Origin of the sequence: Yersinia sp. J1, assembly GCF_050586585.1 — a bacterium.
Lineage (GTDB): Bacteria > Pseudomonadota > Gammaproteobacteria > Enterobacterales > Enterobacteriaceae > Yersinia > Yersinia entomophaga.
The window spans coordinates 31,404-56,792 of sequence record NZ_JBOBDP010000005.1; the positions used below are offsets into that span (position 1 = coordinate 31,404).

Consider the following 25,389-nt stretch of genomic DNA (forward strand, 5'->3'; position numbering starts at 1 on the left):
TCATGGAAATTTTTCAGTTGGAAAATCACCCTCATGTTGAACTGTGCGATCTGCTGAAGTTTCAAGGGTGGAACGACAGCGGCGCATCAGCAAAAATGGTGATTGCCGATGGTCTGGTCAAAGTTGACGGAAAAGTAGAAACGCGCAAGCGCTGCAAAATTCTGGCAGACCAAATCGTGGAGTTTCAGGGGATGACCGTACAGGTTAAAGCCTAAGCTTCATAAAGAGCATTGCGGTTACTGATAGCTATCAGCACCGCAATGTTTTCTTTGATATTTTTATTACCGCCACTCAAGGTTATTCAGCAAGATTCCACATCTTCAAAGATGGGAACCCACCGTTTACATCAAATCAAAACCACTTATCTGCTACTTACGACGCCAACTGGTGCCCTGCGGCCCATCTTCCAGCACGATACCCATTTCGTTGAGCTGATCGCGAGCTGAATCTGCCATTGCCCAGTCTTTACTGGCACGAGCATCGTTCCGTTGTTTAATCAGCGCTTCAATTTTGGTCACTTCATCATCATCAGCCTGTGCGCCACTTTGCAGGAATTGCTCCGGATCTTGCTCCAATAATCCGAGAACGTGCGCCAGTTTGCGTAGCTCTGCCGCCAAGCCGTTGGCCGCTGCCATATCTTCCGCTTTCAGACGATTGACTTCACGAGCTATATCAAACAGAACAGAATAGGCTTCCGGTGTATTAAAATCATCGTCCATAGCTTCACGGAAACGGGCTTCAAACTCAGCTCCGCCGGCTGGCGTAGCGTTTGCATCGGTGCCACGCAAAGCGGTGTACAAACGCTCCAGAGAGGCGCGAGCCTGTTTCAGATTTTCTTCGCTGTAGTTCAATTGGCTGCGATAGTGTCCAGACATCAGGAAGTAGCGCACGGTTTCCGCATCGTAATACGCCAAAACATCGCGAATAGTGAAGAAGTTGTTCAACGATTTCGACATTTTTTCTTTGTCGATCATCACCATACCGGAATGCATCCAGTAGTTGACGTAAGGGCCATCATGGGCGCAGGTAGACTGAGCAATTTCATTTTCATGGTGCGGGAACATCAGATCAGAACCGCCGCCGTGAATATCAAAATGCGCGCCCAACTGCTTGCCGTTCATCGCGGAACATTCAATGTGCCAGCCCGGACGCCCCGGCCCCCAAGGTGATTCCCAGCTTGGCTCACCCGGCTTGGACATTTTCCACAGCACGAAATCCATTGGATTACGTTTCACATCGGCAATTTCGACCCGTGCGCCAGCCTGAAGCTGTTCCAAATCCTGACGAGACAACAAACCGTAATCCGGATCGCTATCTACCGCGAACATCACATCGCCGTTTGACGCTACGTAGGCATGGTCACGCTCGATCAGGCGCTGCGCCAGTTCAATGATTTCAGTGATATGGTGAGTGGCTCGCGGCTCCAAATCCGGGCGCTGAAGGTTCAGCGCATCAAAATCTTTATGCATTTCAGCCAACATGCGGGAAGTCAGCTGATCGCAGGTTTCATTATTTTCTGCCGCGCGTTTAATGATTTTGTCGTCAACGTCGGTGACATTCCGGACATAAGTCAGAGAATAGCCTAAATAACGCAGATAACGCGCAACAACATCGAAGGCAACAAAAGTACGACCATGCCCAATGTGACACAGGTCATAGATGGTGATCCCGCACACGTACATGCCAACTTTCCCGGCATGAATAGGCTTGAATTCCTCTTTTTGGCGACTCAGTGTATTAAAAATCTTTAGCATCGGGACATTCCGTGGTTTTTTGCTAGGCGCGTACGCGTGAATATAAACAGGATATTACCAAAAATGGGCGCTTAAATAACCCAAGGATATATTGAAACGCGATCCTTATTGCATTGCAAGGTCAGCCATCGGTAAAACCTACTGAATAACGCAATTTTAAGCGGTTTGACGTTTAAAGGTGATGATAAAAAGCGCGGATGAAAGCGGTGAATTTATTGGGTTATAAATAGCTTTATTAATCAGCCACATTGCCCCACTAATGCTTTTCTGCCTCTCCTGGCCAGAGCGGGTTGGAAAGGCGCGAATACTGACTCAATCCGGCAGATGTGTTATAAGAGCCGTCTAAAGAGTAGCGACTCACTTTGTGATTCCACATATTACACTAGCAGGAATATTATTATGGTTACTTTTCATACTAATCACGGCGACATCGTCATCAATACTTTCGCTGACAAAGCGCCGGCTACCGTTGAAAACTTCCTGAATTACTGCCGTAAAGGTTTCTACGACAACACTATTTTCCACCGTGTTATCGATGGTTTCATGATTCAGGGCGGCGGTTTTGAGCCTGGCATGAACCAGAAAGAAACAGGTGCGCAAATCAAGAACGAAGCGAACAACGGCCTGAAAAACACCCGTGGTACTTTGGCAATGGCGCGGACTAACGATCCGCACTCTGCTACCGCTCAATTCTTCATTAACGTAGCTGACAACGACTTCCTGAACTTCCGTTCAGAGCGCGCTGACGGCTGGGGCTACTGCGTATTCGCTGAAGTGGTCGAAGGCATGGACGTTGTTGATAAAATCAAAAGCGTTGCAACCGGCCGTAGCGGCATGCATCAGGACGTTCCAAAAGAAGATGTGATCATCAAAAGCGTTACCGTTAGCGAGTAATTGCGACGGAATGCGCACGCTTTTTATAGCAGATTTGCATCTTAGCGTTCAGGAACCGGCAATTACTGCCGGTTTTCTGCGTTTTTTACAGCGCGAAGCCATTCATGCCAACGCTTTATATATCCTAGGCGATCTATTTGAAGCGTGGATTGGTGATGACGATCCGCTGCCGCTGTATCGTCAGGTCGCCAGTGCCCTGAAAGACTTGCACCATCGGGGAATTCCCTGCTACTTCATTCACGGCAACCGTGATTTTTTAGTTGGAAAACGTTTTGCTGCCGAAAGCGGTATGATGCTGCTGCCAGAAGAACAAACTCTCGAACTGTATGGTCGCAAAATTTTAATCCTGCATGGCGATACGTTATGCACAGATGATGCGGATTATCAGCATTTTCGTCGCCGGGTTCACAATCCCATTATCCAATGGTTATTCCTGTCCTTACCTCTTTCCTGGCGTTTACGCATTGCCGCTTCGATGCGGAAAAACAGCCAACAGAATAATAAAGACAAATCCGAAGCCATTATGGATGTGAATAACGCAGCTGTGATTGATGCTTTCCAACGCAATGGCGTGGAGTGGATGATTCACGGTCATACACATCGTCCAGCGATTCATCCCCTTAAACTGGCAGATAAAACCGTACATCGCGCCGTATTGGGTGCCTGGCATGTGGAAGGATCGATGATTTGCGTCACTCCTGAAGCTATCGAGCTGATCGAATTCCCGTTTTAAACCTTACTGCCAAATCCTGAAAAATCCTGCTTTTTCGTACAAAAACCAGCTACGCAACCGTTTTCCTTGCCTGTGGCTCATGGTATGCTCTACGCCCTCTTCGCCAGACACAATTCGCTCTGGCCGACGTTTGCACAATCACAGGAGCTTTACACCCATGGGAGCCAACCTCGATTCGGCTATCACAGCCGGGGTTAAAATCGCAATAGTTATGGGGTCTAAAAGTGACTGGGCCACCCTGCAGTTCGCTGCTGACGTGCTCACCGAATTGGATGTCCCTTTCCATGTGGAAGTGGTTTCCGCTCATCGTACCCCGGATAAATTATTCAGTTTTGCCGAACAGGCAGACGCTAATGGACTGGATGTGATCATTGCCGGTGCCGGTGGCGCAGCGCACCTTCCGGGTATGCTGGCGGCGAAAACGCTGGTGCCGGTGCTGGGCGTGCCGGTACAAAGCGCAGCGCTGAGCGGCGTAGACAGCCTTTATTCCATTGTGCAAATGCCGCGCGGTATCCCTGTGGGGACGCTGGCGATTGGCAAAGCAGGCGCAGCCAACGCGGCGCTGCTGGCAGCACAGATTTTAGCGCTGCACGATAAAGCTCTCGCAGGGCGTCTGGCTGCGTGGCGTCAAAACCAAACTGATGAAGTGCTGAATAATCCCGATCCGCGGGAGGATGCATGAAGCCGGTTTGCGTATTAGGTAACGGGCAGTTGGGGCGCATGCTGCGTCAGGCCGGAGAGCCGCTGGGAATCGCCGTTTATCCAGTAGGATTGGACGCAGAACCCGAAGCCGTGCCTTATCAGAATAGTGTGATTACCGCTGAAATTGAGCGCTGGCCGGAAACCGCACTGACCCGCGAATTGGCTACTCACAACGCCTTCGTTAACCGAGATATTTTCCCGCGTTTGGCCGATCGCCTGACGCAAAAGCAATTGTTGGATAGCCTGAATTTAGCCACCGCGCCTTGGCAATTACTCGCTAATGCCGAACAGTGGCCGCAGGTGTTTGCTTCTCTGGGTGAGCTGGCGATTGTTAAACGTCGCGTCGGCGGTTATGACGGACGTGGGCAGTGGCGTTTACGTCCCGGCGAGCAAGATAGCCTGCCTGCGGACGCCTACGGTGAGTGCATCGTCGAGCAAGGCATTCATTTTTCTGGCGAAGTTTCTCTGATTGGCGCACGTAGCCATGATGGGGAAACGGTATTTTATCCGCTAACCCATAATCTGCATGAAGACGGCATTTTACGTATCAGCGTAGCGTTACCGCAGCCAGATGCCAAATTGCAGGCTCAGGCAGAAAGCATGTTGTCCGCCATTATGAATGAGCTGGGTTATGTCGGCGTGATGGCGATGGAATGCTTTATCGTCGGCGACAACCTGCTGATCAACGAACTGGCTCCCCGCGTACACAACAGCGGTCACTGGACGCAAAATGGCGCGTCCATCAGCCAGTTCGAATTGCATCTGCGCGCTATTCTGGATTTACCACTGCCAAAACCGGTGGTTAGCACCCCTTCGGTCATGGTGAATCTCATCGGCACTGCGGTTAATTTGGCATGGCTTTCACAGCCTCTGGTTCATCTGCATTGGTACGAAAAAGAAGTGCGCGATGGGCGTAAAGTCGGGCATTTGAATCTCACCGATCCGGCGGAAAAACAATTGGCCGAAACGTTGAACGAGTTGTCACCCTTGCTACCAAATGAATATCAAAGCGCCCTGCGCTGGGCGCAGAAAAAACTGGGATAAGCAATAACGGAGATGCCATAAACGCCTCGGTTTTATCGCAGAGTCAGTTAGTAGAATCAGGGCAGCCAATGGCTGCCCTTTTCTTTATCATCTAACCAATGCTGATAACCGATATTTAGCCTTGGTTGTTAACCTTCGTAGCTGCGGAACAAAGCCTTTCCGCGCAGCAGACGAGCGCCCAGCCAACTGCCACATAAAGACAATAACAGTGCGCCAAGCAACGGCAACATCCACCACAATATCCAATTAGGCTGCCACGGGAAATCAAATACCAGCCGTTGCAACGCCCACAGTGAAGCTTCGGCACCTATAGCGGCGGCCATGCCCGCCACCAGCCCTAGCAGGGCAAATTCGCACCATAACGTCCCCCATAGCAAGCGCTTCCCCGCGCCTAAAGTCCGATAAACCATCAGTTCCTGGCGCCGCTGGCGCATTCCCACCTGCACCTGCGCTAATAACAGCAAAGTGCCACAGATCATGACCAGCACCACCATAACTTCCAACGCCCGACTCACCTGCTGCAATACCTGACCGACCTGTTTCAACATCGAGCCTATATCCAGCAGGCTTAACGTAGGGAACTGGCGGTTCAATTGAGTCAATAACTGCTCGTTACCGTTATAACGGAAGCTGGTTAGCCAGGTTTGCGGCTGTTTATCCAAGGCTCCCGGCGGGAAAATAAAGTAGAAGTTAGGCCGCAAACTTTCCCAATCTACTTTGCGAATACTGCTCACTTTGGCCGAAAACGACTGCGTATCGCCGCTGAAGGTTAAGGTGTCGCCCAGCTTGATACCAAGCCGCTCGGCTACGCCCTGCTCCATCGATACTTCATCCGCTTTTGGCGGCCACTTCCCGTCAGTTAACTGATTATGAGCCGGTAAATCCGGTAACCAGGTCAGATTAAGCTCCCGGTTGACCGCCTCTCCTCCCGGATCGTTTTCATGCACCCGCTCGGTCGCTTGCTGCTGGTTAATTTCCGTCATGCGCACCCGCACAATCGGATAGAACGTGGTTGGCATAATCTGGTGTTGATTGAGGAAAGTACTGACCTGCGGCACCTGCTCCTTGGTCATATTCAACAGGAAATAGTTGGGGCTGTCCGGCGGTAATTGCTGCTGCCAGCGATCCAGCAGATCACCGCGCAGGACCAATAGCAGCGCCAGCAACATAAACGACAGCGAAAATGCTGCCAGTTGGGTCAATGTCATCCAAGGCTGACGCAGTAGACGATTGATCGCCAAACGCAGTGGCAAGCGCGTCACCGTCAGTCGACGCAGCAATAATAGGCTGCCCCAGCCGATACAGCCCAATAACAGTGACAGCACCAGCAAGCCGCCCAAAATCGCCCACAGCAAGGTATTGCCGCCCATTAACAGCGCCAGAACTCCGATCACCGCTAATAACATTAACGGGATGAAATAGCGCAGCGGCCAGACATTTGCCGCCACATCCCGGCGCAACACTCGTAACGGCTGAGTCGCTAATAACTGACGATAGGGGCGCAATCCCACCAGCAGGGAAATCAGAATCAGGGAGCCGATGGACCACAGCCACGGCCAGAGTCCGGCGGCGGGTAATGCAGCAGGCAGCACTGGCGCCAACATGGAAATCAGCAGTCGTTCAAATAGCAGCCCTATCGCGCTACCGCACAATGCCGCCAGCGTCAGTACCGATATCCATTGGCCGACAATCAGCTTTCTCAGCGCGGCCTTGCCCGCCCCCAACGTTTTCAGCACCGCCACCAAATCATAGCGGCTACGGCAATAATGCCCCATGGCAACCGCAACGGCGGCAATGGAAAGTAACAGCGTCAGCAACGCCGATAACAGTAAAAATTGCTGCGAGCGCTGCAAGGATTTCCCCAGTGCGCCACCCGATTCCTGCAAACCGTACCAGCGTTGATCGGGCTGTAATTCCGGTTTTATCTGATCGCCGAAGCGCTGAATGTTATCCGGCGAGCCGGCAAACATATAGCGATAGGTCAAACGGCTACCCGGCTGCACTGCGCCGGTTTTTTCCACATCGGCCAGATTAATCAGAATGCGCGGCGCAGTCTGGAAAGGATTGAATCCGGCGTCTGGTTCCTCCAGCACTTCCCCGACAATACGCAGCGACGCATCCCCCACCTCCAGCCTATCGCCAACGTTAACACCCAATAAAGTTAGCAGCCGCGGAGCCACCAACACGGTGCCCGGTTCCAGCCGCGCATTCTCCGGCCGGGTTTTCAGCGTTCCGTACAACGGATAAGCGCTGTCAGTAGCTTTTACATCCGCCAATTGCGGTCTATCACCGGCGTAAGTCATGGTGGTAAACGACAGTTGGCGACTGAGAGTTAGCCCTTGCTGTTCCGCATCTAACAACCATCCCTCTGATACCGGACGAGAAGCGCTCAATACCCGATCACCCGCCAGAAAATCACGGCTTTGCTGGCTGAGGCCCTTCTCCATTCGGTCGCTGATGCTGCCCAACGCCAATACGCAGGCGACGGCCAGAGTCAACGCTAACCAGACAATTAATAAGGATGGCGAGCGCCATTCCCGCCAAAACCAACGCCAAATCATGCTTCCTCCCACAGCTTGCCATCCCGCAAGCGCAAACGCCGCTGGCAGCGCGCCGCCAGTTGTTCATCATGCGTGACCAGAATCAGCGTGGTGTCGTAATCTCGATTCAGAGAAAACAACAGATCGGCGATGCGGTCGCCGGTTTGACGATCCAGATTTCCCGTGGGTTCATCGGCAAACAATACCCGCGGACGACCGCTAAATGCCCGAGCCAGTGCGACGCGTTGCTGCTCTCCACCGGAAAGCTGAGCAGGCAGATGATGCAGACGTTCCCCCAGCCCCAATTGCTGCAATAATTCCGTGGCTTGAGCTTTGCTCTGACGATCGCTTTCCCCACGCAATAACGCAGGCAACTGAACGTTTTCCAGCGTGTTCAGCGTTGGCACTAGCATAAATGACTGGAAAACAAATCCGACGTTTTTCGCCCGTACTTGCGCGCGCCCTTCCTCATCCATTGCTGTCAAAGACTGCCCCAACAGGCTGACTTCGCCGCTGCTGCCATCATCCAAACCTGCCAGAATCCCTAGCAGGGTCGATTTACCGGAGCCAGACTCACCAATCAGGGCAATTGTCTGTGCGGGTTTGACAACCAGCTCAACTCCAGTAAGGATGGAAAGCTGATGCTCACCCTGACCAACGTGTTTATTAAGATGATGAACTTCAAGAACGTTTTCCGCTGGCATCTTCCCTTCCTTCTACTGTTGGGATTATTCAGTCTGCGCGCTGCTGCAAACGATACATTATTGATTTTGGGCGACAGTTTAAGCGCCGGTTATCGCCTACCCATTGCCGAAGCCTGGGCTACCCGTCTGGACAAGCAATGGCAAACGCTGCCTGCTCATCCTAAAGTCGTCAACGCCAGTATCAGTGGCGACACCGCCGCGCAAGGCCTGGCAAGGCTTCCCGCACTGTTGGCACAACATCAGCCCCGCTGGGTATTGATTGAATTAGGTGCCAATGACGGGCTGCGCGGATTTCCCCCGCAGGATATTCAGCGGGATTTGGCGCAAATCATCAGTCTGGTTAAAGAGGCCGAGGCACAACCATTGTTAATGCAAATCCGCATTCCACCTAATTATGGTCGCCGCTATACCGAGTCATTCGCCGCACTGTATCCGCCATTGGCACAGCAGGCCGAAATTCCGCTACTGCCTTTCTTTATGGAGCAGGTAGCGGTAAAACCTGAATGGATGCAGGACGATAGCTTGCATCCTAACGCCGAGGCGCAGCCGTTTATTGCCGACTGGATGTCAAAGCAACTCACGCCTTTTATCCAAAAAGGCAAGTCAGAATAACGCTGCACTTATTAATATAAGATATTAGCTATCTGATAATATAAGTTCTTAGTAAACCATTAGTCTGAGCAAATAGGTTCATTCAGTAGGTAAAGTTATGCAAAAAGCGGTTTTAATCACCGGATGCTCGAGCGGAATTGGTTTGGTAGCGGCGCAGGATCTGCGTAACAGAGGCTATCGGGTTTTGGCTGCCTGTCGGAAACCTGAGGACGTAGAAAACATGTCCCAATTGGGGCTGGAAGGTATTGAGCTGGATCTGGATGACAGCACCAGCGTCGAGCGCGCCGCGGCACAGGTTATCGAGCTAACCGGCGGGCGACTGTACGGTTTATTCAACAACGGCGGCTATGGCTTATACGGCCCGCTAGACACCATTTCGCGCCAACAAATGGAACGGCAGTTTTCCACCAATCTATTTGGCACCCACCAACTCACCCAATTACTGCTGCCTGCCATGTTGCCCCACGGCGAAGGCCGGATTATTCAAACCAGTTCGGTGATGGGGTTGATTTCAACGCCGGGTCGGGGCGCTTATGCCGCCAGCAAATATGCGCTGGAAGCCTGGTCAGATGCCTTACGGATGGAGCTAAACGGCAGCGGGATTTTTGTCAGTTTGATTGAACCGGGGCCGATTAGCACTCATTTCACACAAAACGTTAATCAGACCCAGGCTGACAAACCAGTGAATAATCCGGGTATCGCCAAACGCTTCACCCTGCCACCTGAAGCGATTTTGCCCAAATTACGTCATGCATTAGAAGCGCCGCGGCCAAAGTTGCGCTATCCGGTCACACTGGTGGCACACGCTGTTACCGTGCTGCGTCGCATTTTACCGGGCCGCTTGCTGGATTGCGTCTTGCGGGGCAACGCCTGATAACCGATAAACCGCGATAGAGGGTTGAAGCCGGATATTCTGCCCCCATCTATCGCTAAAACGGATGAGAGAATAAAGTCATGCTAGCACCAACAGTTATCGATATTACCGAAGCTAACCTACATCAAACCCTGGAACAGTCCATGGCGCAGCCGGTTCTGTTCTATTTCTGGTCGGAACGTAGCCAGCACTGCCTGCAATTAACGCCGGTTTTAGACAAATTAGCCGCCGAATACGCCGGTCAGTTCATTCTGGCCAAAGTAGATTGTGACGCTCAACAAATGGTTGCCTCACAATTCGGCCTGCGGTCTATTCCTGCGGTCTATCTGTTTAAAGACGGCCAGCCGGTTGACGGCTTCCAGGGACCTCAACCGGAAGAAGTTATCCGCGAACTGTTACAACGCGTATTACCTAAACCGGAAGAACTAAAAGCAGCAGAAGCGGCGCAGCTTATCGCCGATGGCAAAGCGCAAGAAGCCCTTCCGCTACTGAAAGATGCCTGGCAGCTTAGCCAATACAACGGCGAAATCGGCTTGCAGCTGGCTGAAGTACAAATTCAACTGAATCGTAGTGACGATGCGGAAGCGGTATTAGAAACTATCCCACTGCAAGATCGGGACACTCGCTATCAGGGCCTGATTGCACAGATAGAATTACTCAAGCAGGCGGCAGATACGCCGGAAATTCAGCAATTACAGCAACAGCTGGCCGAGCAGCCTGAAAACGTCGAGCTGGCGGTACAGCTAGCACTGCAACTGCATCAGGTTGGCCGTAACGAAGAAGCACTGGAACTGTTGATGAGCCATCTGAAAAAAGATCTGGCAGCAGCGAACGGCAACGCTCGCAAAACCTTGATGGATATTCTGGCCGCCCTTGGCACCGGCGATACTCTGGCCGGTAAATACCGCCGCCAGCTCTACTCTCTGCTGTACTAAGCCCATTTTAGCTACTATGCGCGGGATCTTTCCCGCGCCCTTTCTTATTCACTTTTCAGGTTTTTTTCTGCTTTTTCGATAGCAGAATGATTCCTTACATGTATTTACCTCCCTTTAGTTAGTCTTTTAGCCTGTCGTCGCGTAATATTATGAAACAATATTCATTGACCGACAGGAAGTTAACTATGTTTACGGTTATCCCGATTATTATCGTCGTTGCGCTGGTTGTGGTGTTCTCCGCAATCAAAATTGTCCCACAGGGTTTCCAGTGGACGGTTGAGCGCTTTGGCCGCTATACCAAAACTCTGATGCCGGGCCTGAACATCGTCGTCCCGTTTATGGACCGCATTGGCCGTAAAATCAACATGATGGAACAAGTTCTGGATATTCCTTCACAGGAAATCATTTCCCGCGATAACGCCAACGTTGCCATTGATGCAGTCTGCTTTATTCAGGTTATTGACCCGGTCAAAGCGGCTTATGAGGTCAGCAACCTGGAACTGGCGATTGTTAACCTGACCATGACCAACTTCCGTACCGTGCTTGGCTCTATGGAATTGGATGAAATGCTGTCCCAGCGCGATAACATCAACAGCCGTTTACTCCATATTGTTGATGAAGCCACCAACCCTTGGGGCATCAAAATTACCCGTATTGAAATCCGCGATGTACGTCCGCCGACCGAACTAATTTCGGCCATGAACGCCCAGATGAAAGCCGAGCGAACCAAGCGTGCGGATATTTTGGAAGCCGAAGGCGTGCGTCAGGCAGCAATTCTGCGTGCAGAAGGTGAAAAACAATCTCAGATTCTGAAAGCCGAGGGGGAACGTCAATCCGCCTTCCTGCAAGCAGAAGCCCGTGAACGTGCCGCAGAAGCCGAAGCTCAGGCAACTAAAATGGTTTCTGAAGCTATCGCCGCCGGTGATATTCAGGCGATTAACTACTTTGTGGCGCAGAAATACACCGATGCGCTGCAACACATCGGCTCAGCCAACAACAGTAAAGTCGTGATGATGCCACTGGATGCCAGCAGCCTGATGGGCGCGATTGGCGGTATCGCTGAACTGATTGGCGAGAGCAAAACCAGCCGAGGTAAATAACCATGCTTAAACAGATTGCAGCAAACCCAAATTGGTTTTGGCTATCACTCGGCGGCTTGTTATTAGCCGCGGAAATGTTGGGTGCCAGCGGTTATCTGTTATGGAGTGGAATTGCCGCTGTACTGGTTGGCCTGTTGGTCTGGATGTTGCCGTTAAGCTGGGAATGGCAAGGCGTACTCTTTGCCGTTCTCACCGTCATCGCCGCCATTTTGTGGTGGTATTGGCTGAGTAAACGAGTCAAACCGCAGCCTGCCATGCTTAACCAGCGGGATCATCAAATGGTTGGCCTGCGGGCAACGCTGACGGAACCGACACTGGATGGCTATGGTCGGATGAAAGTCGGCGACAGCAGCTGGCGTATCCATAGTTCTGAAGAATTAAGCGTGGGCACGGAAGTCGAAGTGGTCTCCATTGAAGGTAACACCTTGAATGTCCGTGCAATAATACGCTAGTTTATCGCCCACGTTCGGTTTGCGACCGTGGGCTTCTTATCTCTATCCTTTCTCCTCGCGGTGACAACAACCCGCCAGATTATTGATAATCGGGCAATCCGCCCCCTCGTCGCCGGGGCATTCTGCCGCTAGCGCCAGTAAGCGTAAACGCATCTGATTCAAATCCTGAATATGCCGTTCTATTTCAGCCACTTTCTGTAACGTCGCGGCTTTGACGTCCGCACTATGGCGATCCGGATTATGGAACAGCGCCAATAATTCACGACATTCATCCAGAGTAAATCCCACCTGGCGCGCCTGTCGCAGCAAAGTCAATTCTTCAATATGACGGGCATCATAGCTGCGATAACCGTTATCGGTACGGATAGGCGGAGTTACAAGCTTTTTTTCTTCGTAAAAGCGAATCGCTTTGCTGGTCAAACCGGTCTTTTTGGCCACATCGCTGATATTCATATTTCTCCCTTGACCTTACCCTTGCTGGAAGGTTTAACCTCCATAAGTAGTTAAAATAGTCACGTCGGTCAAGAGAAATTCACCTTGTTGCCTGCCAGAAGATCGGCATCAAGGTAAAGGGCTTAATACCGACTAAACTTATCCCCGCAGTCAAAAGGATAAGTTTTTACTCTTTAAGGAGTTAATCATGTCACACACTACGCTGCTTGCTTTGCAGGGTTTAACCTGCATGAAATGTGCCGGACGGGTGCAAAAAGCGCTGGAAGACCGGCCTGACGTCGAACAGGCTCAGGTTAACGTTCACTATGCGAAAGTGGTCGGTGAGGCCGACATACAGGCACTGATCGAAACGGTAAAACAGGCAGGCTATCAGTCGGAGCCAGTACAACAACCGGACGTAGAGCTACAGCTTTCCGGCTTAACCTGTATGCACTGTGCGGCAACGACACGTCAAGCGCTGGAAGCCGTTCCGGGAGTCATCGCCGCCGATGTATCCACCTCCAACGCCAAAGTTTACGGTCGAGTCGACGCAAACGCACTGATTGCCGCCGTGGAAAATGCCGGTTATCAGGCCACGCTGGCGCAGGAAAACGCCGTCCCAAAAACTGAGCCGCTGGCACATGCTACGCAATCTGCGCCGGAATCTTTGGCAGCGGCCTCTTCTCTTCCGGCAACTGAAAATACTCCCGCAACCGCTCCGTCAGACGGCGACGATCCGGATAGCGTGCAGCTATTGTTAACCGGGATGAGCTGCGCCAGCTGCGTTTCTAAAGTACAAAAAGCGTTGCAAAGCGTGGATGGCGTGCAGATCGCGCGAGTGAATCTAGCTGAACGTAGCGCACTGGTGACCGGTTCTCCGGATAATAGCGCGCTGATCGCCGCAGTAGAAAAAGCGGGCTATGGCGCTGAGATTATCGAAGACGAAGCTAAACGGCGGGAACGCCAGCAGGAAATGTCTCAGGCCAATATGAAACGTTTCCAATGGCAGGCCGCGCTGGGGCTATTATTAGGTATTCCATTGATGGCATGGGGCTTATTCGGCGGCAGTATGACGCTCACGCCGGAAACCCAAACCCCGTGGCTGGTGATCGGTGTATTGACGCTGTTGGTCATGATCTTTGCCGGCGGACATTTCTATCGCAACGCTTGGGTCAGCCTGAAAAACGGCAGCGCCACTATGGATACGCTGGTGGCATTAGGCACCGGTGCCGCCTGGATTTACTCGATTACCGTCAATATCTGGCCCGATGTATTCCCGATGGAGGCCCGGCATCTTTATTACGAAGCCAGCGCCATGATTATCGGTTTAATCAATCTGGGACATGCGATGGAACAGCGCGCCAGACAACGTTCGTCCAATGCGTTGGAACGTTTGCTGGATCTGGCACCGCCAACCGCGCGGGTTGTGACTGAGGACGGTGAGAAACAAATCCCGCTGGCTGACGTACAGCTGGGAATGACCCTCCGTTTGACCACCGGTGACCGGGTTCCCGTTGACGGCGAAATTGTGCAGGGGGAAGTGTGGATGGACGAAGCCATGCTCACCGGCGAACCGATTCCGCAGCAGAAATCCGCTGGAGATAAAGTACACGCCGGAACCTCAGTGCAGGATGGATCGGTTCTGTTCCGCGCTAACGCCATTGGCAGCCAGACTACGCTGGCGCGGATTATCAAGCTAGTACGTCAGGCGCAAAGTAGTAAGCCGGAAATTGGCCAGTTAGCCGATAGAATCTCTGCAGTATTTGTTCCAACCGTCGTGGCTATCGCCTTGATTGCCGGTGTGATTTGGTACTTCTTCGGCCCTCAGCCCCAAATTGTATATACCTTGGTGGTGGCCACCACGGTGCTGATCATCGCTTGCCCTTGCGCGCTGGGATTAGCCACGCCGATGTCGATCATTTCTGGCGTTGGTCGTGCCGCTGAGTTTGGTGTACTGGTGCGAGATGCCGATGCGCTTCAGCAGGCCAGCGGCTTGAATACGTTGGTATTTGATAAAACCGGTACATTGACCGAAGGCCGTCCGCAGGTTGTCGCTATCCATACCTTTAACGGGATTACGGAACAACAGGCGCTTGGCTGGGCGGCTGCGCTGGAAACAGGCTCAAACCATCCGTTAGCGCAGGCAATTTTGCAACGTGCCAAAGGCCTGACTCTGCCTGCCACCAGCCAGTTCCGTACCCTGCGCGGTTTAGGCGTCAGCGGTGATGTTGAAGGAGCATCACTGCTATTAGGGAACAATGCACTACTGAAACAACAAGAGATTGATACCCTTGAGTTAAGCGACTTAATGCGGCAACAGGCGGAAACGGGTGCCACGCCGGTTATTCTGGCGGCCAATGGTCAAGTCGCGGCGCTGTTCTCCATCCGCGATCCGTTACGCAGCGATAGTGTCTCAGCATTGCAACGTCTGCATCAACAAGGCTACAAATTAGTGATGCTGACAGGTGATAACCCGATTACTGCTAATGCTATTGCCAAAGAGGCCGGTATTGATCAAGTGATTGCCGGAGTGCTGCCCGATGGCAAAGCCGATGCGATTAAGCAGTTACAGGCTGCGGGTAACAAAGTCGCGATGGTCGGAGATGGTATTAACGATGCGCCCGCGCTGGCTCAGGCCGATGTAGGTATTGCTATGGGCGGCGGCAGCGATATTGCGATAGAAACTGCGGCAATTACGCTTATGCGCCATAGTCTGCACGGCGTTGCCGATGCCGTAGAGCTATCCAAAGCCACATTACGCAATATGAAACAAAACCTGCTCGGCGCATTTTTCTATAACGCGCTGGGGATTCCAATCGCGGCAGGTATTTTGTATCCGTTCACCGGAACGTTGTTAAGCCCGGTGGTCGCGGGGGCTGCAATGGCGTTGTCCTCAATCACCGTTGTCAGTAATGCCAACCGTTTGTTACGTTTTAAACCTAAACAATAAACGAAGTCCTAACCCAGTGGCGCACAACCCTTTCTTGTGCGCCATTTAGCGTTTAGCATGGGAGAAATGCTAAATCAGGACGCACACCGGTATGGGTCAACTTTTACGTCAGCTAGCCACCTTTCTTGGCATCCTTTCTCCGCCGAGTTATCCGTATCCGGGTATCGATTTACAACTGCCCGGCTCACGTCACTTCCATCTGGTAGGGAGTATCCATATGGGAACCGAAGGCATGTTCCCGCTACCGGATATTCTGTTGGATCGCCTGATAAAAGCCGATGCGTTAATCGTTGAGGCCGATATTACCCAAGGTGGATCCCCTTTCGCTCACTATCCCGATGAGCTCCCGTTGGTCGACCGACTCTCTGAAACAGATTACCAACAGCTCGTTCAGCGCTGTGAAGAATTAAAAACCGACCCGTTGGCTCTGGCCACCCTTCCGGCCTGGCAAATCGCGCTGATGCTACAGGCGCGTCAGGCGCAAAATCTAGGGCTGCGCGGGGAATACGGTATTGATTACCAATTATTGAATGCAGCCAAAGCGCAGCGGAAAAATATTATCGAACTCGAAGGCTCGCAAATGCAGCTTTCCCTACTGGAAACCCTGCCTGACAGCGGAATGGGGCTGTTAAAAGATACTCTGGCTCACTGGCACACCAACGCCCGCATGTTACAAACCATGATCAGTTGGTGGTTAGAGCGACAACCCTGCGGTAGCCTGGCTAAACTGACAACGACTTTTAGCGATGATTTATATGAGCTATTAATGGTGCAACGTAACCAGCAATGGCAAAAACAACTGTCTGCCTTACCGGCGGGGCATTATCTGGTTGCTGTGGGCGCTTTACATTTATATGGCGACGGAAATTTACCGGCTTTAATGCAGCCAGCTCATGGATAAAAAAATGGCCAATATCGCTATTGGCCAGTCAAAGAGGAATTTTCATTGTTTTAGTTATTACGTAGCAAGCCGGCTTTCCTGACGGTCAACCAATTTGCCATATCAGGGTAGCAACCCGCGGATCCTATAAGCAACTGGGATTCATTATTATTGAGGAATACAATTTCATAATTTTGATTCTATTAAGTTAATTTTTTTCTTACTAAGCTGCATTAAGCGTAAGATACTAAAAAGATAAGGATTAGCTGCAACGATAGTCCTGTTATGATTAACTGGTATTATTTTTATAGTGGACGAAAATCATGACTCCTGCCGTCATTCTGCTGGAAAAGCAAAAAATCGCCTTTACTCTTCACCCTTACGAACACGACAGTGCAGAAACGAATTTTGGTGATGAAGCTGTCAGAAAATTAGGGCTAGATGCCCGGCAAGTTTATAAAACTCTGCTGGTTTGCCTGAATGGAGAAGCCAAAAACTTAGCCGTTGCCGTCACTCCGGTCGCCACTCAATTGGATTTAAAAAAAGTTGCCCGAGCCTTAGGAGCGAAAAAAGCAGATATGGCCGATCCACAGCTGGCGCAGCGAGTAACCGGTTATTTAGTCGGAGGAATTAGCCCGTTAGGACAGAAAAAACGTTTACCCACGGTCATCGACAGTCAGGCGCAGCAATATGCCACTATGTTCGTTTCCGGCGGCAAACGCGGGCTGGATATAGAGCTAGCTCCAGCAGATTTAGGCCAGTTGCTCAATGCGGTATTCGCGGATATAGCCAAACGGGATTAATCCTCGCTTCTCTCTGCCACAGAATGCCACTGAGCCAAAAATGGGGAATACGCATAGACGCATTAGCGCTACCCGTACTCCCCGTTCAGATAAAAAGTCCCTAAGGTATTTTCACCTCATCTCAACTCAACTCATTACTTGTAAACAATCTCACCCTTCGGCTCATAGGCCGCAGCATCTAGCGGAGAGTGTTTTTCAATATATTGCTTCAAGACTTCCGCATCGATGAAACCGGTATTAACGTAGCTTGGCAAAGTATCCACCTTCGGATAACCATCACCACCTAGCGCGTTGAAATTCAGCGTTGCCATGCGGTAGGTTTTATTCGCATCCAGCGGTTTACCTTGAATTTTAACATCACTGACACCTGTGCCATCGGCAACCAGGCTGACGTTGGCGAATTGAGCGTAGGCGCCTGAATCCACTTTTTTATTAGCGACGACGGCCAAATACTTCTCAACTTCACTGCCCTTCATATCCACATAAACCAGCGTATTACCGAATGGCTGCACTTTCAGCACATCTTTATAAGTAATATCGCCAGCATCGATAGAGTCACGTACGCCGCCGCCGCTCATCACGGCAAAATCAGCGCCAGCACGCTCCATTTGCGCCGCTAATAGCATCCGCGCCATATTAGTTTGCTGGAAGCGAACTTTGCTACGATCGCCCTCTAGCTTGCCATTAACGCTACCGACTTTAATTTCCAGCTGCGCTTTGCCTTTATCTTCAAACGGCGTGAGTAATTTCAGCATTGCCGGATTTTCAGCGATCTCTTCGGTATAGAAAACGCGCTCACTGGTACCGTCGGCTTTCTCTACTTTCTTCTTCAGATTAACCGGAATCAGCTGATAGTTAACCAACGTCAGCTCGCCATTGCGGAATTTAAAATCTGCACGCCCGACGTATTTACCCCATTCATGCGCCTGAACGATCCAGGTTCCATTTTGACGATCGGGTGCGCAAGCCGTACCCGGAACGTAATCTACCTGCTTATGATTCTCGCTGGACATACAAACCGGATCCTGCGAATGTCCACCCACAATCATGTCCAGATAACCTGCAGGCAGGCTACGAGCCATTTCTACATCACCTGGCGCATTAGAACCGTGATTACCGTTGTCATAATGCCCCATATGGGTGGCTGCGATGATAATGTCCGGTTTTTCATCCTGACGCAGTTTTTCGACGACCTCTTTGGCTTCCACCGCCGGTACACGGAATTCAATATCAGTGAAATACTCAGGATTGCCAATTTTAGCCGTATCGTCAGTGGTTAACCCAATAACCGCAATTTTAATCCCTTGCTTATCAAACAGGGCATAAGGTTTAAATAAGCGCTGCTGGGTACTCTTCTGATAAATATTGGCAGAGAGCAGCGGGAAAGTGGCCCATTTTTCTTGCTGACGTAATACGCTAAGCGGGTTATCAAATTCATGGTTTCCGATCGCCATAGCATCGTATCCCACTAAATTCATACCGCGAAAATCGGGTTCCGCATCCTGTAAATCAGACTCAGGTACACCGGTATTAATATCTCCGCCGGAAAGCAACAATAGGCTGCCCCCTTCTGCTGCCACTTGTTGGCGAATATTATCCACCAAGGTTTTTTGCGCCGCCAGGCCATATTCACCGTGATCGTTTTGCCAGAAATGGCCGTGATGATCGTTAGTGTGCAGTACAGTAATGTCGTAAGTTTTATCTTTTTCCCAAGCGCTGGCCCATCCGGGGGCAAAGGCCAATGTTACGGCCAACGCGCATGCTGTGGTATTTAATGAAAAACGCATGGCAAATCTCCATGTAATCGCCAAAAGCGGGTCGAGTAAAAGTCAGTCTGATGAATACAGATCGCGTAAGAGTTCAGGATTTCTGTGAGAATCAAGGTGATACCTCGATGCAGTTTGCATTGTAACTCGATTAGATACACCTGAATTTCACATTTTTGCGATATCCGTCAAATAATGTTGGATATAGTAAAAATCATACGATATGCATAATATGTATCCATTACCGCGCTACCTTTCGCAATAAAAACAATTAGGCTGATACTCATCATGACCGATCGCATCGTCCCTCCAACCTCCCAAAATAAGGGAAATGCCTTAAAGCGAACTTCGTTTTCTATTTTAGGGGCGATAAGCGTCTCTCATTTACTAAACGATATGATTCAATCGCTGATTTTAGCTATCTATCCTTTATTACAGGCAGAGTTCAGCCTGAGCTTCACTCAAATCGGCTTAATTACATTGACCTATCAGATGACTGCCTCAATGCTGCAACCGCTGATTGGCCTCTACACAGACAAACACCCACAGCCTTATTCTCTACCTATTGGTATGGGATTCACTCTTTCGGGCATCTTATTATTGGCCGCCGCGACTACTTTTCCGGTGGTGTTGCTGGCGGCGGCGCTGGTTGGTACCGGTTCCTCCGTGTTTCATCCTGAATCTTCCCGCGTGGCACGCATGGCGTCTGGCGGACGTCACGGGCTGGCGCAATCGCTGTTTCAGGTGGGAGGGAATTTTGGTAGTGCGTTAGGCCCATTACTGGCGGCGATGTTTATCGCGCCCTACGGCAAAGGGAATGTTGGCTGGTTCTCACTGGCGGCATTACTGGCCATTGTAGTGCTATTACAGGTCAGTAAATGGTATCAAATGCAAAATCGCGCGGTCGCCGGTAAGCCGATAAAAGCGGCACCGGTACAAACACTGCCTAAAAAGACCATAATTGCCACTTTAGCGATTCTGCTAGTACTGATTTTTTCCAAGTATTTCTACTTAACTAGTATAAGTAGCTACTACACCTTCTATCTAATCCATAAGTTTGGTGTTTCAGTACAAAATGCCCAAATACATCTGTTTATATTCTTATTTGCCGTAGCCGCAGGCACCATCATTGGCGGGCCCTTGGGGGACAGAGTCGGGAGAAAATACGTTATTTGGGGCTCAATCCTCGGTGTTGCACCATTTACCCTTATTTTACCCTACGTATCTCTGCAATGGATTGGCATTTTGACAGTGATCATTGGTGTCATACTGGCATCAGCGTTTTCTGCCATTCTGGTTTATGCCCAAGAGCTGATCCCTGGAAAGGTAGGCATGGTTTCCGGATTATTCTTCGGTTTAGCTTTCGGTATGGGCGGGTTAGGTGCGGCTGTACTTGGTTATGTTGCTGATTTAACCAGTATCGAGTTAGTTTACCAAATCTGCGCATTCCTGCCACTCCTTGGCATATTTACTGCCTTACTGCCTAATATTGAAGAAAAGTAGTCAGTATTACTAACTTAAGCCGGATGAGATAGCAGTATTATCTGGCTTAACTACCTATATCTATTAGGTCTAAATGAGATATCACTCATAAATAACCACCTTACGCAATTTACAGGCCAACCTTCAGTTTCATTGACAAAATATGAATTTTTATCGGGTAAAGTTCGCACAAATGCAATAAACTAGTGCTATTGCTGTGAATGAACACTGCCCGCATAACAAGAAGGAGTCTGGATGCACCACTCAACACCCCTGATTACAACGATTGTAGGAGGCCTGGTTCTCGCCTTCCTCCTCGGTACACTGGCACACCGCCTGCGCATCTCCCCATTAGTGGGATATCTCGCCGCAGGGGTGTTAGCCGGGCCATTCACGCCGGGTTTCGTCGCCGATACGTCATTAGCGCCAGAACTGGCTGAAATCGGTGTTATCCTGTTAATGTTCGGTGTTGGGCTGCATTTCTCTCTTAAAGACCTCCTCGCTGTAAAATCCATTGCCATTCCCGGTGCCATAGCGCAAATCGCAGTTGCCACATTGTTGGGTATCGGCCTTTCGAGCATGCTGGGCTGGGATCTGGTCACAGGCTTGGTGTTCGGTCTTTGCTTGTCTACCGCCAGTACCGTGGTATTGCTGCGAGCACTGGAAGAACGGCAGTTGATCGACAGCCAGCGTGGGCAAATAGCCATTGGCTGGCTGATAGTTGAAGATCTGGCGATGGTACTAACATTGGTGTTATTACCAGCATTCGCTGGCGTTATGGGTAGCGAAAATACCAGTTTGAGCCAATTATTCACCGAACTGGCCATAACTATTGGTAAAGTCATCGCCTTCATCACCTTGATGATAGTGGTTGGCCGCCGCCTCGTCCCATGGATATTGGCAAAAACCGCCAGTACCGGCTCCAGAGAGCTATTTACCTTGGCCGTGCTGGTCTTAGCGCTGGGTATCGCTTACGGTGCTGTAGGGCTGTTTGACGTCTCATTCGCCCTAGGCGCCTTCTTTGCCGGTATGGTGTTAAACGAATCCGAACTTAGCCACCGCGCGGCTCAGGATACTTTACCGCTGCGTGATGCCTTTGCCGTCCTGTTTTTTGTTTCGGTCGGCATGCTATTCGACCCGATGATTCTGGTTCGTGAGCCTTTAGCGGTTATCGCCTCACTGGCTATCATTATCTTCGGTAAATCTGCCGCAGCCTTCTTGTTAGTTCGTATGTTTGGCCACTCTAAACGCACTGCACTGACTATTTCAGTCAGTTTGGCGCAAATCGGTGAGTTTGCCTTTATTTTAGCAGGTTTAGGGATCTCCCTTGGTTTGATGTCGGAGCATGGCCGCAATCTGGTTTTAGCCAGTGCCATTCTTTCTATCATGCTGAATCCATTGCTATTTAGCCTGTTGGATCGCTATCTAATTAAAACCGAAACCATGGAAGATCAAATTCTGGAAGAAGCAGTAGAAGAAGAAAAACAAATTCCAGTGGATCTATGTAACCACGCTTTATTAGTCGGTTATGGTCGCGTAGGTAGCCTGCTCGGTTCAAAACTCAATGCAGCGGGTGTTCCATTAGTGGTCATCGAAAACTCCCGAACCCGAGTCGAAGCCTTGCGTGAGCAAGGAATTAACGCGGTGCTGGGCAACGCAGCCAATGCAGAAATCATGTCATTGGCTCGACTAGACTGCGCACGCTGGCTGTTACTAACCATTCCAAATGGCTATGAGGCGGGTGAAATTGTCGCTGCGGCGCGCCTCAAACGCCCAGACCTTGAGATTATTGCCAGAGCGCATTATGACGATGAGGTGGTTTATATTTCCGACCGCGGTGCCGATCAGGTCGTTATGGGTGAACGCGAGATTGCCGGCAGCATGCTAAATATGCTGAAAATCGATACGTTGACTGAAGAAGTCAAAAGCTCAGCTTGCCCGATCTGACTAGACCGAAATTAAAATACAAAAGGCCAGCAATGCTGGCCTTTTGTTGTCTAGCGATTGGATTAACGTTCCCAGTAAGACTCTTCCAGACTATCCTCTCGCTCAGGTAAACCGCGCGTCAGACGAGGAGAGTGCTGATTCAACACCTGATAGCTCACTCGATTAGCATATTTACAAACCTGCGCCAAAGACGAATAGCTCAGGTAACTACGCACATGTTTACTTGAATTAGGAACATTATTACGATGATAACCGTTGGCCGCTATATCATGTAACACTGCGGACAATGCCCCATCCCCTGCCCCATTAGTATTCATAATTTTCTCAGGCCCTCCCATATAAGGAGCGATGTGTGAGTAAATCTTGAATGGCATATCACAATGCTCTTTTCTCATTGCGCGGCTAAATTCATACATATTAAATTCAGCAATAGTACCCGGCAGTAAAGGATGTTGAGTCTGGCGTTTGCCAGCTTCTTCCGTATAGCCAGCCATATAAAGGCCATTTGGCCCGGCGGTACATAGCACCAAATCTACCCAATCCAGCGCCATATCCGCGGCCATCAATGGATCGCTGATCCCCGTAAGCTCCAGTGCTTCATCTTCATTCATCGCTAAAATAGAGACGTTTTCTTTAAGGAAATCTCGCCACCATTGAGGATTATCTGCAATGACGTATTTTGTACCCAACGTCAGCACCACTGGCACATGATATTTTTTAGCGTACGCGATAGCCTGCATAGTTGCATCTGGCATTGGCTCACCGGGTTTACAACGTACTAAATAAGCAGTGAGAACTAAAGCGGAGGCACCTGCAATCACTTCTTCAGGAATGCTATCTGGGCGTAGCTGATTCATTTGACCAGGACTGATAGCGAAAGTCCGCTCTCCGTTCTCAGTAATCAAGGTAAAACAGCGGCCAATAGCGCCATCCACGGCCTGCAAATAATTTAAATCGGTACGACTTGAGGTATTACACAGATAACGATAGGCATAGCTACCAATCTTTATATTGCTGCACATAGTTCCAAGTAAAACAGAACGGTCATCAGCCAGAACCGAGTAATTATGCAATGTATTACCGATGGTGCCACCTGCAAACTCATGGGTAATCAAACCGTTGCTGGTTAACTCCTGATAAAGAGCCTCAGCCACATCATCTTCAATAACTAAAGAATGTCCCTGGCTCAAACCGTAGCGCTGAATAAATCCCTCATCAACTTTGGCCTCAATATCGACTAGGGTTTGGTCGATACCGACGATATAAGAGGTGCTGACCTCATTTTCAGCCTGAACCTGCGTTTGTTGTAATAACGGATCGCGGGCATTAACCGGAAAATAATGTTTGGATTTACGTTTACCAGGAAATTTCATTGTTTTGATTGGCAGTGTGAAGATGAAAAGGAACAGGATTTTAGCATAAGCTCAAGCTGGAAACATAATTAGGGGAAAGGTATGAGGTCGATTTAACGCGGTCAAACAACAAGGATGAATGCTAACCTCAGAATTTTTATCAAAAAAAAACCGGACAAGCAGCGCTAATCCGGCAATGTAAAATATCAATTAGTATTGGTTCGTTATTCTTTATCGGTATTCGCCAGTTTTAGCATCTCTTCTTCACGCTCGCGTTCACGCATGAAATGATCAACTAACACAAAACCGACAGACCCCACCAAACCTGCAAGTGCGAACAGGATCATAATCAGCCCACGTTTAGGCGCATCTCTTTTGGTTGGCTCGGTTGGCTGTTGCAGATATTTAAATGGCACCACTTCCACTTTAGGAATTTCCAGCGCATTTAGCTTATCAAGATATAGTCTACGGTTAAGAATTTCAGCATTGATAGAAGCCAGGTCAGTCACCGATTTCTCAATTTCCAATTTACGATTCAGCGCATCGGATCCCATAGTAATAGGGAAATCCGGATCATCACTAATAGCGGAACCACTGCTGTAAACTGGCTTTTTTATACCCGCCGCATCAGCAATTGAAGTCGCGTACTTCAAACGTTCAATTTTAACTTCCTGATTATTCTTGGCACGCAATAGATCCAAAGTATATTTATCAGTACCAATACCTTTAGCTAAATCAACAGCACGCTGTATTTTTCTAGATACATCAGCATTAACTATACTGTTAACGTAGTTAATATACCCCTGCAATAAATCACGCGCATCTGTAGCCGTCATGGCGCTGTATGATAATTTGTAGTATCGATATTCCTTATCATTATCGCCTTTATCTCTCAGCGGGCTGACTGATGTGATATTCTCATTCACTATCCGTTCAATTAACGCTCTTTTCTCCAGACCATCTTCAGGATTATCTCGCATTAATCTCTTGAAATACTCAGTATTCACTAAATATTGCTCACGGAGATCTTGAGAATCAAAGTTTTGTTTAAAAGTAGAAAATAAATAATCTGAATTGATATCAAGCTTAATATCAAGCACAGATAAATTAGTTGTTATCTTATCTAACACTTGAATTTGTTCATCGCCAGGCGAGACGATGACCGCTGTGCTCGTCCACTTCTGGGGAAGCACATAAGAAATCAAAGCACCGCATATTATAAAAATAGTCGTTGAAAATAAAATAATCTTCTTTGAATTTATTAAAATCTCAGAAATATCCATTAAGTCTATTTCTTTTTTTAACACTGCTGACTTAGTTATAGGTCTATCATCTATCATTTAAACCACCTACGTTTTAACCTCACATCCTAAAATAAGTTAAAAGGGAACCCCTTTATACCTATCAAGAATAGCAATCACTCAAAAATTCAA

22 protein-coding genes are annotated in these 25,389 nt (G+C 49.6%); 15 read left to right on the forward strand and 7 right to left on the reverse strand.

Annotated elements, in window-relative coordinates; all coding sequences use genetic code 11:
- The first annotated feature begins 2 nt into the window (after positions 1 to 2).
- A complete protein-coding gene (ybcJ, locus tag ACQ4OC_RS09985; protein ID WP_064512368.1) occupies positions 3 to 215 on the forward strand; it encodes a ribosome-associated protein YbcJ in 213 nt (70 codons plus the stop codon).
- A gap of 153 nt (positions 216 to 368) precedes the next feature.
- Here ybcJ and cysS read toward each other — a convergent pair whose 3' ends face one another.
- Positions 369 to 1,754, reverse strand: a complete 1,386-nt coding sequence (cysS, locus tag ACQ4OC_RS09990; protein WP_064512366.1) for a cysteine--tRNA ligase — start codon at positions 1,752 to 1,754, stop codon at positions 369 to 371.
- Positions 1,755 to 2,153: 399 nt separating this feature from the next.
- Between cysS and ppiB the strand changes: the two genes are divergently transcribed.
- The 4 genes from ppiB (at position 2,154) to purK (ending at position 5,127) form a co-directional block, all read left to right on the forward strand.
- The gene (ppiB, locus tag ACQ4OC_RS09995; protein WP_049598676.1) at positions 2,154 to 2,648 is read left to right on the forward strand and encodes a peptidylprolyl isomerase B; all 495 of its coding nucleotides are present in this window, start codon (positions 2,154 to 2,156) and stop codon (positions 2,646 to 2,648) included.
- A 10-nt stretch (positions 2,649 to 2,658) separates the two neighbouring features.
- Positions 2,659 to 3,381 carry a UDP-2,3-diacylglucosamine diphosphatase gene (locus tag ACQ4OC_RS10000; RefSeq protein ID WP_064512364.1) on the forward strand — a complete coding sequence of 241 codons (723 nt, stop codon included), beginning with the start codon at positions 2,659 to 2,661 and terminating at the stop codon, positions 3,379 to 3,381.
- Between the two features lie 157 nt (positions 3,382 to 3,538).
- Positions 3,539 to 4,063 (forward strand): 5-(carboxyamino)imidazole ribonucleotide mutase, encoded by a 525-nt coding sequence (gene purE, locus ACQ4OC_RS10005; protein ID WP_430971140.1) that lies wholly within the window; start codon positions 3,539 to 3,541, stop codon positions 4,061 to 4,063.
- On the forward strand, positions 4,060 to 5,127 hold the full coding sequence (purK, locus tag ACQ4OC_RS10010) for a 5-(carboxyamino)imidazole ribonucleotide synthase (protein WP_064512361.1): 1,068 nt from the start codon (positions 4,060 to 4,062) through the stop codon (positions 5,125 to 5,127). Before purE ends, purK begins: the two co-directional genes overlap by 4 nt.
- 128 nt (positions 5,128 to 5,255) lie before the next feature.
- Here purK and ybbP read toward each other — a convergent pair whose 3' ends face one another.
- A complete protein-coding gene (gene ybbP / locus ACQ4OC_RS10015) occupies positions 5,256 to 7,688 on the reverse strand; it encodes a putative ABC transporter permease subunit YbbP (RefSeq protein ID WP_064512359.1) in 2,433 nt (810 codons plus the stop codon).
- The gene (gene ybbA, locus ACQ4OC_RS10020) at positions 7,685 to 8,371 is read right to left on the reverse strand and encodes a putative ABC transporter ATP-binding protein YbbA (RefSeq protein ID WP_064512356.1); all 687 of its coding nucleotides are present in this window, start codon (positions 8,369 to 8,371) and stop codon (positions 7,685 to 7,687) included. Before ybbA ends, ybbP begins: the two co-directional genes overlap by 4 nt.
- Between ybbA and tesA the strand changes: the two genes are divergently transcribed.
- The 5 genes from tesA (at position 8,342) to ACQ4OC_RS10045 (ending at position 12,344) form a co-directional block, all read left to right on the forward strand.
- Complete coding sequence (gene tesA, locus ACQ4OC_RS10025) at positions 8,342 to 8,983, forward strand: multifunctional acyl-CoA thioesterase I/protease I/lysophospholipase L1 (RefSeq protein ID WP_430971165.1); 642 nt, start codon at positions 8,342 to 8,344, stop codon at positions 8,981 to 8,983. The two genes, ybbA and tesA, sit on opposite strands and share 30 nt — an antisense overlap.
- Positions 8,984 to 9,080: 97 nt before the next feature.
- Positions 9,081 to 9,857, forward strand: a complete 777-nt coding sequence (locus ACQ4OC_RS10030) for an SDR family oxidoreductase (RefSeq protein WP_064512352.1) — start codon at positions 9,081 to 9,083, stop codon at positions 9,855 to 9,857.
- Positions 9,858 to 9,937: 80 nt separating this feature from the next.
- Positions 9,938 to 10,792 carry a co-chaperone YbbN gene (locus ACQ4OC_RS10035; protein ID WP_064512350.1) on the forward strand — a complete coding sequence of 285 codons (855 nt, stop codon included), beginning with the start codon at positions 9,938 to 9,940 and terminating at the stop codon, positions 10,790 to 10,792.
- A 185-nt stretch (positions 10,793 to 10,977) separates the two neighbouring features.
- Entirely contained in the window at positions 10,978 to 11,892 is a 915-nt protein-coding gene (locus tag ACQ4OC_RS10040) for an SPFH domain-containing protein (RefSeq protein ID WP_064512348.1), read from the forward strand.
- Positions 11,893 to 11,894: 2 nt separating this feature from the next.
- Positions 11,895 to 12,344, forward strand: coding sequence for an NfeD family protein (locus ACQ4OC_RS10045; protein WP_064512346.1), 450 nt, complete (start codon positions 11,895 to 11,897; stop codon positions 12,342 to 12,344).
- Positions 12,345 to 12,386: 42 nt separating this feature from the next.
- Here ACQ4OC_RS10045 and cueR read toward each other — a convergent pair whose 3' ends face one another.
- Positions 12,387 to 12,797, reverse strand: coding sequence for a Cu(I)-responsive transcriptional regulator (gene cueR, locus ACQ4OC_RS10050; protein ID WP_064512344.1), 411 nt, complete (start codon positions 12,795 to 12,797; stop codon positions 12,387 to 12,389).
- 187 nt (positions 12,798 to 12,984) lie between these two features.
- Here cueR and copA point away from each other — a divergent pair, with 187 nt between their 5' ends.
- From copA to ybaK, 3 genes are all read left to right on the forward strand, one after another.
- Entirely contained in the window at positions 12,985 to 15,726 is a 2,742-nt protein-coding gene (gene copA / locus ACQ4OC_RS10055; RefSeq protein WP_064512342.1) for a copper-exporting P-type ATPase CopA, read from the forward strand.
- A 91-nt stretch (positions 15,727 to 15,817) separates the two neighbouring features.
- Complete coding sequence (locus tag ACQ4OC_RS10060; protein WP_120806427.1) at positions 15,818 to 16,627, forward strand: TraB/GumN family protein; 810 nt, start codon at positions 15,818 to 15,820, stop codon at positions 16,625 to 16,627.
- Between the two features lie 302 nt (positions 16,628 to 16,929).
- Positions 16,930 to 17,409, forward strand: a complete 480-nt coding sequence (ybaK, locus tag ACQ4OC_RS10065) for a Cys-tRNA(Pro)/Cys-tRNA(Cys) deacylase YbaK (RefSeq protein WP_064512339.1) — start codon at positions 16,930 to 16,932, stop codon at positions 17,407 to 17,409.
- A 134-nt stretch (positions 17,410 to 17,543) separates the two neighbouring features.
- Here the strand turns inward: ybaK and ushA are convergent, their stop codons facing one another.
- Positions 17,544 to 19,196, reverse strand: coding sequence for a bifunctional UDP-sugar hydrolase/5'-nucleotidase UshA (gene ushA / locus ACQ4OC_RS10070; RefSeq protein WP_120806425.1), 1,653 nt, complete (start codon positions 19,194 to 19,196; stop codon positions 17,544 to 17,546).
- A 267-nt stretch (positions 19,197 to 19,463) separates the two neighbouring features.
- Between ushA and ACQ4OC_RS10075 the strand changes: the two genes are divergently transcribed.
- Together ACQ4OC_RS10075 and ybaL are read left to right on the forward strand one after the other, a co-directional pair.
- Entirely contained in the window at positions 19,464 to 20,678 is a 1,215-nt protein-coding gene (locus tag ACQ4OC_RS10075; RefSeq protein WP_064512336.1) for an MFS transporter, read from the forward strand.
- 234 nt (positions 20,679 to 20,912) lie between these two features.
- Complete coding sequence (gene ybaL / locus ACQ4OC_RS10080; RefSeq protein WP_120806423.1) at positions 20,913 to 22,604, forward strand: YbaL family putative K(+) efflux transporter; 1,692 nt, start codon at positions 20,913 to 20,915, stop codon at positions 22,602 to 22,604.
- A 62-nt stretch (positions 22,605 to 22,666) separates the two neighbouring features.
- Here the strand turns inward: ybaL and ACQ4OC_RS10085 are convergent, their stop codons facing one another.
- On the reverse strand, positions 22,667 to 23,977 hold the full coding sequence (locus ACQ4OC_RS10085; RefSeq protein ID WP_064512332.1) for an inosine/guanosine kinase: 1,311 nt from the start codon (positions 23,975 to 23,977) through the stop codon (positions 22,667 to 22,669).
- Positions 23,978 to 24,180: 203 nt separating this feature from the next.
- Entirely contained in the window at positions 24,181 to 25,296 is a 1,116-nt protein-coding gene (gene wzz(fepE) / locus ACQ4OC_RS10090; RefSeq protein ID WP_430971141.1) for an LPS O-antigen length regulator Wzz(fepE), read from the reverse strand.
- Positions 25,297 to 25,389: the final 93 nt, after the last annotated feature.